General features: G+C 65.6%; 10 protein-coding genes and 1 tRNA gene. 9 read left to right on the forward strand and 2 right to left on the reverse strand.

Going from position 1 to position 10,345, the window contains the following annotated elements:
- Nucleotides 1-136: 136 nt before the first annotated feature.
- Nucleotides 137-1,000: a CsgG/HfaB family protein gene (locus LV28_RS49285; protein ID WP_023595241.1), complete on the reverse strand. Its 864-nt coding sequence runs from the start codon at nucleotides 998-1,000 to the stop codon at nucleotides 137-139.
- Nucleotides 1,001-1,542: 542 nt separating this feature from the next.
- Nucleotides 1,543-1,617, reverse strand: a tRNA-Arg gene (locus LV28_RS32500).
- 555 nt (nucleotides 1,618-2,172) lie between these two features.
- On the opposite strand from LV28_RS32500, the gene LV28_RS32505 reads away from it, so the two are divergent.
- From LV28_RS32505 to LV28_RS32540, 9 genes are all read left to right on the forward strand, one after another.
- Entirely contained in the window at nucleotides 2,173-3,129 is a 957-nt protein-coding gene (locus LV28_RS32505; RefSeq protein ID WP_257125742.1) for a porin, read from the forward strand.
- Entirely contained in the window at nucleotides 3,105-3,347 is a 243-nt protein-coding gene (locus tag LV28_RS49290; protein ID WP_257125743.1) for a porin family protein, read from the forward strand. The genes LV28_RS32505 and LV28_RS49290 overlap by 25 nt, the downstream gene beginning before the upstream one ends.
- Before the next feature lie 279 nt (nucleotides 3,348-3,626).
- Nucleotides 3,627-4,427, forward strand: coding sequence for a GntR family transcriptional regulator (locus tag LV28_RS32510; protein WP_023595243.1), 801 nt, complete (start codon nucleotides 3,627-3,629; stop codon nucleotides 4,425-4,427).
- Nucleotides 4,428-4,447: 20 nt separating this feature from the next.
- On the forward strand, nucleotides 4,448-5,659 hold the full coding sequence (locus LV28_RS32515; protein WP_023595244.1) for an ABC transporter substrate-binding protein: 1,212 nt from the start codon (nucleotides 4,448-4,450) through the stop codon (nucleotides 5,657-5,659).
- A gap of 4 nt (nucleotides 5,660-5,663) precedes the next feature.
- Nucleotides 5,664-6,536: a branched-chain amino acid ABC transporter permease gene (locus tag LV28_RS32520; RefSeq protein ID WP_023595245.1), complete on the forward strand. Its 873-nt coding sequence runs from the start codon at nucleotides 5,664-5,666 to the stop codon at nucleotides 6,534-6,536.
- Between the two features lie 22 nt (nucleotides 6,537-6,558).
- Nucleotides 6,559-7,584: a branched-chain amino acid ABC transporter permease gene (locus tag LV28_RS32525; RefSeq protein ID WP_081326844.1), complete on the forward strand. Its 1,026-nt coding sequence runs from the start codon at nucleotides 6,559-6,561 to the stop codon at nucleotides 7,582-7,584.
- Complete coding sequence (locus LV28_RS32530; protein WP_023595247.1) at nucleotides 7,577-8,335, forward strand: ABC transporter ATP-binding protein; 759 nt, start codon at nucleotides 7,577-7,579, stop codon at nucleotides 8,333-8,335. The genes LV28_RS32525 and LV28_RS32530 overlap by 8 nt, the downstream gene beginning before the upstream one ends.
- Nucleotides 8,332-9,042, forward strand: coding sequence for an ABC transporter ATP-binding protein (locus LV28_RS32535; protein ID WP_038618087.1), 711 nt, complete (start codon nucleotides 8,332-8,334; stop codon nucleotides 9,040-9,042). Before LV28_RS32530 ends, LV28_RS32535 begins: the two co-directional genes overlap by 4 nt.
- Nucleotides 9,043-9,046: 4 nt before the next feature.
- Nucleotides 9,047-10,315 carry a 3-isopropylmalate dehydratase large subunit gene (locus LV28_RS32540; RefSeq protein ID WP_023595249.1) on the forward strand — a complete coding sequence of 423 codons (1,269 nt, stop codon included), beginning with the start codon at nucleotides 9,047-9,049 and terminating at the stop codon, nucleotides 10,313-10,315.
- Nucleotides 10,316-10,345: the final 30 nt, after the last annotated feature.

Genomic DNA, 10,345 nt, shown 5'->3' on the forward strand with positions numbered 1-10,345 from the left:
TGCGCGGCGAGGGGGCGCTCGGGATCGGATCGGCCTTGGGGCGGGGAATACGGCGCTTTGCCCGAAGGGTCCCTGCCCGAGAGCGCGCAAGTGGCGGTCCTGGGCAGGGAGGCGGCAAGCGCTGCGCTGCCTTGAATTACTTCTTGCGGCGCACGGCCTTTTTGGGGCGCGGCGCTTCGTCGTCCTGGACGGTGAGCTGGCCGCCCGTGCCGAGGCCGCCGGCGACGGTTTGTTGCTTGTAGTTCTTCACGGCGCGCACGACGTTGTTGTACGAGTCGGTGAAGGCGGCAACGATCACCTTGCCTTCCGCCGTGTTCGAGTAACCGCCGAGCGAGCCGCCGGCCGAGCTGCCGACGATGCGGCCGAGGGCGCCGAAGTCCATGGCGCTCGCGCTGCCTTCCGCGGCGGCGATCTGCACGCTCGAGCGGTTGTCGATGACGGTCAGCAGCGTACTGGCCTCCTTCGAGTTCATGCTGCCGGCCAACGCGCCGATGGCCGAACCGATCCCGCCCGGCAGGAGGCCGGCGATGCTGGCGCCCGCGCCACCGGCGTTATTGTTGGTAAACGTGATGGACGGGCTAAGTGCGTAGTCGGCCGACACCATCTTGCCTTTGCCGAAGTTCGACTTGTTGCGCAGTTCCCCTGACTGCTGCAGGGCGCGCTCGCCCATGACCGTATCCATGCCGCGCCCGCGCTCGACCACAACGAAGCAGTTCGACTGCTGAACGAGCAGCTTGAGCACGGGCACGGTGGAGCCGAGCTTGTACTGGCCGGTCAGGATGCCGTACCACGGCGCCGTAGTGTCTTCGATGACGGCGAGCGTGCCCAGCGGACGGTCGCATTTCTCGAGGGTTTGATTGGCGTTTTCGGCGTTGGCGCCGCCGGCCGATCCGGTGGCGGCTGTCTTGGCGCTGCTGCTCCCCATGTTCATGGTCGAGCACCCGGCCATGATGCCGGCCGCGACGAGCAGGCCGGAAATTTTTGCGAGATGGTGTGCCATTTTCCTAGTCTTCAGATTGTTGTTATGGAAATTCGCGGCGCTGCCTTACTCCTCATGCGGGGAGTTTCGGCCAGGTCGGTGACGCCGCCGTCGGTCAGGAGTCGGGAAATCAGGAGTAAGAAGCAAATTACGATAGGACTCCTACGCTGAAATGCCTCGTAAGAGCATTCCGCGCCGCATGCTAGCACGCACTTCAAACGCGTATTACCTATTAAAAATCATGGGGATTACGAAAGGATTAGTGAGATGCCTTTCGACGGATGAGGTAAGGATTAGGGGGAAACCATCGGGGGGGCGAGTCGCATTTGTCGTTGGGATACCGAACGACATTAAGGGCAAGCTCGGTGAACGGTCGACGCGGGAGGGGGCCGTTTCACCGCACTGGGGGAAAGGCCGGAGGGAATGACCGGAGAGAGGCGAATGCCAGCCGAATCGGCGACCGACGCATCGAGGCATGCGTGGCATCGTGCCAAAACCGCATCAGCGTGGGTCGTCGATTTGTCGCGGCGTTGCCGCAGCCAAGGCGGAAAGCCTTGCTTTTATGGTCCCCCCGACAGGAATCGAACCTGTATCTAGCGCTTAGGAGGCACTCGTTCTATCCATTGAACTACAGGGAGGGAGCGGACGCGATCCACTCAGAAGGGGCAGAGTATAGCAAAAACGCCCGGCAAGAAGGAATGCGTCCCGATTGGCCGCTCGTCAAGCGTGTTGAAGCCAGCCATCGCCCGCTCACGTCGTCTCGCGGCACCGAGCGGGGCTCGGGAATTTCCCGATGGAACAACCGTCTTCGGCATTTGTTCCATTGACGCTACAAATTGGTCCTCCTAGAGTCATCGCCATGATGACTCGTCTCCCATCCTCCTGCGTGTTGGCGCGCGTTTCGAAACGTGCGTCGTATCGCGTCCTGCGCGAATAGTCCGTCGCACCCCCAACGCGTAGCGCCGCGACCGGTTTCGCTTCGCGTGATTTTCCCCTGTCGCCCCATGCCTGACGACGCGCCCGCTGACTGCGCGTCGCGGTGTCGTGCGCCCTGACGTCCGAGCCTCCCGCAACGCCGCATCGGCTTGCAGCGAGGCGCCGGCGTCCGGCGCCGAGGGGAGGCTGTTTTCCCGAATCGCAGCAAACCCAAAGCCCGAAGTCCTCACGCCCTTCAAGCCAAGACCATAAGACTCATGAAGACCACTCAACGCAAAACACTGAAATCGCTAACCCTCGCCGGTGCCGCGCTGGCGCTGACGACCGCCGCGACATCCGCGCTCGCGCAATCGAGCGTCACGCTCTACGGCCTGATCGAAGGTGCTGTCGTCTCGCAGAATCACGCCAGCCCTGACGGCGGCCGCGTCTATTCGCTGAACCAGTCCGGCGAGGGCTTCCTGTCGGCCAGCCGTTTCGGCCTCCAGGGCATCGAGGACCTCGGCGGCGGCATGAAGGCGCGCTTCGTGCTCGAAAACGGCTTCAATTCGCAAGCCGGAACGTTCGATCAACAGGGGCAACTCTTCGGACGCCAGGCCTTCGTCGCATTGCAAGGCGGCTGGGGTGAAATCGCATTCGGGCGTCAATACACGGGCGCCGTCGTGGCGATCTCCATGGTCGATCCGATCTTCATCGGTGCGCCGCCCACGAACTCGTGGCTCGTTTTCCTCACCGGCCAGCGCTATAACAACGCGCTCACCTGGACGAAAAAATTCGGCCCCTTCGGCGTGAACCTGCAATACGCCTTCGGCGGCATCGCAGGGCAGGGCTCCGCACGCTCGTCAGCCTCGGGCGGGGTGTCGTGGGAGCAGAACGGCAACGTCTTCACCGGACAGTTGCAGCAGACGCACGACTCGCAGAGCCGTACCGCGAAAACCTGGTCGCTCGGCGCCAAGGTCAGCTACGGACAATGGAAATTCCACGCCGACTACCTGCAAAGCCAGCGCGACCCCGGATTCGACGTGACCAACGGCGGCGTCGACTACGCGTCGATCACCAACATGAGCACCGCCGCAACGCCCACCACCGTGGCGGCCATCGGCTCGGTCTTCTCCGCCGCCCGACGCGATCAATTCTTCACGCTCGGGCGAGTTACCTGCTCAACCCGTCGTGGCAATTCATCGCCGCCTACATGTATGACAACACCAGTGCCGTGAACTTCAGCGGCAAGCGTCAAACGCTGTACGGCGTCATCGACTACTTCCTCTCGAAGCGCACCGACGTCTATTTCGCGACCGCTTACGAACGCGTCGACGGCGGCTGGGCGGGGCTGTTCGGCACCTCGACCACGAACTGGACCGGAGGCAACGGCGTGAAGCTCAACGGCTACGATAACCAGATGAGCTATTACGTCGGCTTGCGTCACCGCTTCTGAGCGGCCGCCGGGCGCCGCGGGTCGTACGCCCGACGCCCGTCCTGCGGACGGGCGAGCGGGACGCCGCGCGAGCCCGATATCGCCGCCGCAAACGCGTGCCGCGCAGCTCACGAGCCGTGCTGCGCGGCACCGTGAAGGTCCTTGTTCCGCCTGGGTTTGAAGTGCCTCCGCGCATCGCCGGAAAATCCTCGCACAGGGCTTAGGTGTTTTCCCGATGGGACATTTTGTCTGCTTATTTGTTCTATTGACCGGACATTATGACACTTCCAGAATCGTCGCATGGATACCCCACTACCGCTGCCGAAGTACCACCAGATCTACCTCGTGTTGCGCGAGCAACTGCAGGAGGGACGTTTCGATCGCGACGGCGTGCCCGGCGAGCATCTGTTGGCCGATCAGTTCAGTGTGGCACGCATTACGATCCGCAAGGCGATGGAGATGCTCGTGGCCGATGGGCTCGTGGTGCGCCGCCCCGGACTGGGGACGTGGCCGCTGCATGCCGGACAACGCACCGGCGGCGGCAAAGGCCCCGGTATCTCGCGTGAGAAGGCGCACCTGACCGGTCTGCTCGAGAACATCGTCAACATGGGCCTGCGCACGAACGTGGCCGTGCTCGAATCGTCCGTGGTCGGTGCGAGCGACGCTGTGGCCGAGGCGCTCGCGCTGACCCCCGGCGCTCCGGTCTACAAGAGTGTTCGCGTGCGCAGCACGCAAGCCGGCCCGCTGTCGTACATCACCACGCACGTGCCGAAGGACATCGCCGAGATTCGCAGCGACGACCTCGAACGCAAGCCGCTGCTCATGCTGCTCGAAGAGGCCGGCGTCGAACTCGGCGGCGCGACCCAAACCATTTCCGCGCGCCTGGCCGACGCCGTCGTGGCGCGCCACCTCGACATCGCCGTCGGCTCCGCGTTGCTCGCGGTCACGCGCCTGGTGCGCGACGTCGCCGACCGCCCCGTGCAACTGCTGCAAGGCCTGTATCGCCCCGATCGCTACCAGTACCAGCTTCAACTCTCGCGCGTCGGCGACATCGACGCCAAGGTCTGGGTCAGCGAAGAACTGTCTGCCCAATTCCACTGATCAAGTCCGGAGACCCACACATGAGTTCGCGTCGCACGTTCCTGCGCCAGTCCACCGCCATGGCCGCTCTGGCCGCCACCTCCAGCGCGCCGTGGTTGGCGCACGCCGCCGGAAAACCCGTCAAGATCGGCGTGCTGCACCCGGTCACCGGCGCACTCGCCTATTCGGGCCAGCAGTGCCGCCTCGGCGCCTTGCTCGCCATCGAGGACATCAACGCGGCCGGCGGCATCAAGTCGCTCGGCGGCGCGCCCATCGAGGCCATGCTGGGCGACGCGCAATCGCGTCCCGAAGCCGGTTCGGCCGAAGTCGAGAAGATGAACGAAGCCGGCGTGTCCGCCATCGTCGGCGCCTACGCGTCGGCGATTTGCCTCGCCACCACGCAAACGGCCGCGAAGTACGGCTTGCCGCACGTGGTCGACGTCGGCGTCGCGGATCAGATCGTCGAGCGCGGGCTGACCAACACGTTTCGTTTCGGCCCTGGGTATCGCATGTGCTCGATGCGCGCGGTCGACGATCTCGCCGCGCTGAACAACGCGGCAGGCAAGCCGGCGAAGACTGTGATGATCGTGCACGAGGAATCGCTCTTCGGCACCGGCACGGCGGCGCTGTTGCAGAAGGAACTTCCCGCGCGCGGTTTCGAGATCAAGGAAGTGATCAAGCACGCCAATCCGACGCGCGACTTCAACAATATCGTGCTGCGCATGCGCTCGGTCAATCCGGACATCGTGATTCCGGCGAACTACTACAACGAGTACGCCTTGCTGCTGCGCGCGATGAAACAGCAGAAGGTGCGTCCGAAAGCGATCTACTCGGTGCTCGGCGGCGCGGCCTCGAGCTACAAGTTCCTCAAGGAGTTCCCGGACATCGCCGACGGCATCATCGACTGCAACCACTGGTTCAATCCGAAGGACCCGCGCGTGGCGACGCTCAAGAAGCGTACGGAAGCGAAGGGCGCCTATTTCAGCTACGAAGTGTTCATGACGTACACGGCCATGATGCTGCTCGCCGACGCGATCGAGCGCGCCAAGTCGGTGGATCGCGCGGCCATCACGGCGGCGCTCGCATCGAGCACGTTCAAGGACCACCTGATGCCGTACGGCCCGACGAAGTTCGAGAAGGGCCAGAACCTGGGCGCCCAGCCGCTGCTCACGCAGGTCTCGGGCGGCGACATCAAGGTCATTCTGCCGGACAGCTACCGTCAGGTCGCGCCGGTCTTCCCGCTCAAGGCCTGACGTGATGTTCGACCCGGTCATTCTCCTGTCGGCCGTGCTCAACGGCCTGACGACCGGCGCGGTCTATGCGCTCATCGCGCTGGGCCTCACGCTGGTCTACGGCGTGCTGCACATCATCAACTTCGCGCACGGCGCGGCGTTGATGGTGGCGCTGTACGCGGTCTGGCTGCTCAAGGAAAAGCTCGGCATCGACCCTTATGTCGCGCTGCCGTTCGTCACGCTGGGCATGTTCGCGCTGGGCTACGCGTTGCAGCGCGTGGTGATCGAGCGAGCGAGCCACGGCAAGGACGAGAACATTCTGCTGGTCACACTCGGCCTGGCCATCGTGCTGGAGAACCTGGCACTCGTGTGGTTCAAGTCCGACACCCATACGATCGACACGCCGTACACACTGGCCACGGTCGACGTTGGCCCCGTCATGCTCGCCGTGCCGAAGCTGATCGCATTTGGTGGGGCGCTCGCCGCGGCGGCCGTGCTGTTCTGGATCATGCGCGCCACCGATCTGGGCCGCGCGATTCGGGCCGTCGCCAAGGAAAAGCATGGCGCGAAGCTCATGGGCATCGACGTGGAACGGGTGTACGCGCTGTCGTTCGGGATCGGCATGGCCTGCGTGGGCGCGGCGGCGTGTTTTCTCATGCCGGCGTACTACGTGAACCCGCAGGTCGGCGGCGGTTTCGTGCTGGTGGCCTTCACCATCGTCGTGCTGGGCGGCATGGGGAGCTTCGTGGGTGCGCTGGTGGGTGGCTTGCTCATCGGCGTGGTCGAGTCGCTCGGCGGGCTGTGGCTCGGCGATTCGCTCGGGCAGATGGGCATCTTCGCCATTTTCATCATCGTCGTGCTGCTGCGTCCGCAGGGGCTGTTCGGTGCACGGGCATGAACCGGGGGAGCAGGAGCCAACGATGAAAGATCTTCGAATGATTGTGCTGTTCGGCGTGGCGATGGCCGCGCTGCTGCTCACGTTGCAGTCCGGCGTGTGGCTGTCGTTCCTGATGATGACGTTTTACGCCGTGCTGCTCTCGCAGTCGTGGAACGTGCTCGGCGGGTTCGGCGGCCAGTTGTCGTTCGGCCACGCGCTGTTCTTCGGCGTGGGGGCGTACGCCCAGGCCATTGCCCAGTTGCAATGGGGCTGGAACCCGTGGCTGGCCATGCCGTTCGCGATCGCCATGGGCACGGCGGTTGCCGTGGCGCTCGGCGCGGTGACGTTTCGTTATGGCCTGAAGGGGTCGTATTTCGCTCTGGTCACGCTGGCCTTTGCCGAGGTGTTCCGCATTCTGGCCGTGTCGCTGCCCTTTACCGGCGCGGGCGTGGGCCTGATGGTGCCGCTGCGCCAAAGCGTGGGTAATTTGCAGTTCGCATCCCCGCGCGGTTATGCGGCGTTGCTGCTCGTGTTCGTGATGGCGGCGCTGCTGGTGACGGCGTGGTTGCGGCACTCGCGCTTCGGCGCGTGGCTACAGGCCGTGCGCGACAACGAGAATGCGGCCCGTGCGGTGGGCGTGAACCCGCTGCGCGTGAAGCTGGGCGCGATTGCGCTGTCGGGCGGCTTCATGGCGGCGGCCGGCATGTGCTACGTGCAAATGTTCCAGTACATCGACGCGGGCATCGCGTTCGGCTCGACCATCTCGGTCGAGGCGCTGGTCGGGGCCATCGTCGGCGGGCTCGGCACGCTGTGGGGCCCGGTGCTCGGCGCAGCCGTCCTTTACGCGCTCGGTGAATTCACGCGCAACCTGTTCGGCGAACTGCCCGGCCTGTCGATGGTGATCTACGGCGCCGTGCTCATCCTGATCGTGATGTTCCTGCCGCGCGGCATGACGGGCGCCGGGGCCTCGATCCGACGCGTGCTCGGCATGGAACGCAAGGCCGTGGCGCAGGGAACCGCGGCGGACGAGACGCGTACCGCATCGCGTGAGGAGAACGCCCGTGTCTGACATTCTTTTGAAGGCCGAAGGCCTGTCCATCACGTTCGGCGGCCTGAAGGCGGTGCAGGACGTGAGCTTGTCCGTCAGGGCCGGCACGCTGACCGCCCTCGTCGGTCCGAACGGCGCGGGCAAGACCACACTGTTCGGTTTGCTGTCCGGCTTTCTGACGCCGGGCGCCGGACGCGTGGAATTCCAGGGGCGCGACATCACCGGGCAGGCACCGTACGAAACGGCGCGCCAGGGGCTCACCCGCACGTTCCAGATCGTGCAGCCGTTCGGGGCGCAGACCGTGCGCGAGAACATCGCCGTGGGTGCCCATCTGCATCTGCGCGAGCGCCGCGCCGCGCTGCGCGACGCGGAGGAAATCGCCTACCGAACCAATTTGCAGGCGCAGCTCGACAAGCCGGCGGCGGACCTCACCGTGTGCGGCCGCAAGCGGCTCGAGCTCGCCCGCGCGCTGGCCACTCGCCCGCGCCTGCTGTTGCTCGACGAAGTGCTCGCGGGGCTCAATCCAAGCGAGATCGACGAAATGATTCCCGTGGTGCGCGATATCGCCGCGAGCGGCGTGACGGTGCTGATGATCGAACACGTCATGCGCGCCGTGATGAGCCTGGCCGAGCACGTCTGGGTGCTCGCGCAGGGCAAGCTGATCGCGTCGGGCACGCCTCGCGAGGTGACGACCGACCCCGCCGTGATCGAGGCCTATCTGGGGCATGGCACGGCGGCGCGGCTCGCTGCGCAAACCGGAGGTGCGCAATGACCCATCTGCTCGAAGTCGAAGGCCTGCGCACCGGTTATGGGCGTGTCGAGGTGCTGCGCGGTGTCGATCTCACCGTCGGCGAGGGCGAGATCGTCGTGATGCTCGGCAGCAACGGCGCGGGCAAGTCGACGCTGAACAACACGCTGTCCGGCATCAACCCGGTCTGGGGCGGGCGGGTTCGCTTCGACGGGCACGATCTCACCGGCCGGCATTACCGCGACATGGTCAAGGCGGGGCTGATCCAGGTGCCTGAAGGGCGCCGCATTTTCCCGAACCTGAGCGTTCGCGAGAACCTGTCGCTCGGCGCGTTTGCCCGCGCCCGCGCGTCGCGCGAACGCAGCCTGGAGAAGATGCTCGATCTGTTTCCGCGTTTGCGCGAGCGTATCGATCAGGCGGCCGGAACGATGTCCGGCGGCGAGCAGCAGATGCTTGCCATTGGCCGAGGGCTGATGGCCGAGCCGCGCCTGCTGATTCTCGACGAACCGTCGCTCGGCCTCTCGCCGCTCATGGTCGAGGAGCTTTTCTCGCTCATCGCGCGCTTGCAGCGCGAGGGCCTGTCGATCCTGCTCGTCGAGCAGAACGTGGGCCAGTCGCTCGAAACCGGGCAGCGCGGCTACGTGCTCGAGAACGGTGAAATCCGCCACAGCGGCACTTGCGCCGAGTTGCTTGCGAGCGACGATCTGCGGCGTGCGTATCTGGGAATGTAAGGGAATGACCGTGCCTCAAACTCTGACGCAAAAGCTGCTGGCTGCCGCGTGTGGCCGCGACACCGTGGCCGTGGGCGAGATCGTCACCTGTCGTGTCGATCTCGCGATGTTCCACGACTCCAGCGGCCCGCGCCGCCTGCAGCCGATGCTCGAATCGCTCGGCGCTCAGCTGTGGGACAAATCGAAGGTTGTGCTTGTCATCGATCACTACGTGCCGGAATCGGACGACGAATCGCGGCGCATCGTGCGCATTGCGCGCGACTGGGCGAGCGCGCAGGCGCTGCCCAACGTGTACGACTCGGCAGGCATCTGTCACGTGGTGGTGCCCGAGCACGGCCACCTGCGCCCCGGCATGTTCTGCGTGGGCGGCGACTCGCATTCGCCGACCGGCGGCGCGTTCGGCGCGTACATGTTCGGCATCGGCAGCACCGAGATGCTCGGCGTGGCGGTGTCCGGCGAGATCTGGGTGAAGGTGCCCGACACGATCCGCATGCGCTGGGACGGGCGCCTCGCCGACGGCGTGAGCGCCAAGGACATGATGCTCCACATGATCGGTCGCTTCGGCATGAACGGCGGACGCTACCAGGCGATCGAGTTCTGCGGCGACGCCGTGCGCGCCCTGTCGATGCAGGAGCGCATGACGCTCTCGAACATGAGCGCCGAGCTTGGCTCGCAGGTGGGACTGATCGCGCCCGACGAGACGACCGTGGATTATCTGCGTTCGGTCGGCGTGACGGAGGCCATCGACATCGCGCGCTGGCAAGGCGACGCCGATGCGCCGTCCGAACTGCATGTGTTCGACGCGGGCTCGCTCGCCCCGCAGGTGGCGGCGCCGCATAGTCCGGCCAACACGCACGCAATCGGCGAGTTCGCCGACGTTACGGTCGACGTGGCTTATCTCGGCGCGTGCACCGGTGCGAAGCTCGACGACCTGCGGGCCGCCGCCCGCGTGCTCAAGGGCCGCAAGGTCGCCAGGGGCATGCGCTTCGTGGTGGCGCCGGCCTCGGCGCGCGATCAGGCGCAGGCCGCGCGCGAAGGCGTGATGGACGTGCTCGTGGAGGCCGGTGCCCAGGTGCTCGCCAATACCTGCGGCGCCTGCGCGGGCTACGGCGGCTCGATTCCCGAAGGCGCGACCGTGCTCTCGAGCACGGCGCGCAACTTCAAGGGACGCATGGGTTCGGAGACGGCCCAGGTCTATCTGGGCTCCCCCTATGCGGTGGCCGCCGCCGCGCTCACCGGCCGCATCGCGGACCCGCGCGAACTGCTGGCGTGATGCGCGCCGGACTTCCCGAACATTTTCATT

The organism is Pandoraea pnomenusa, assembly GCF_000767615.3.
GTDB lineage: Bacteria > Pseudomonadota > Gammaproteobacteria > Burkholderiales > Burkholderiaceae > Pandoraea > Pandoraea pnomenusa.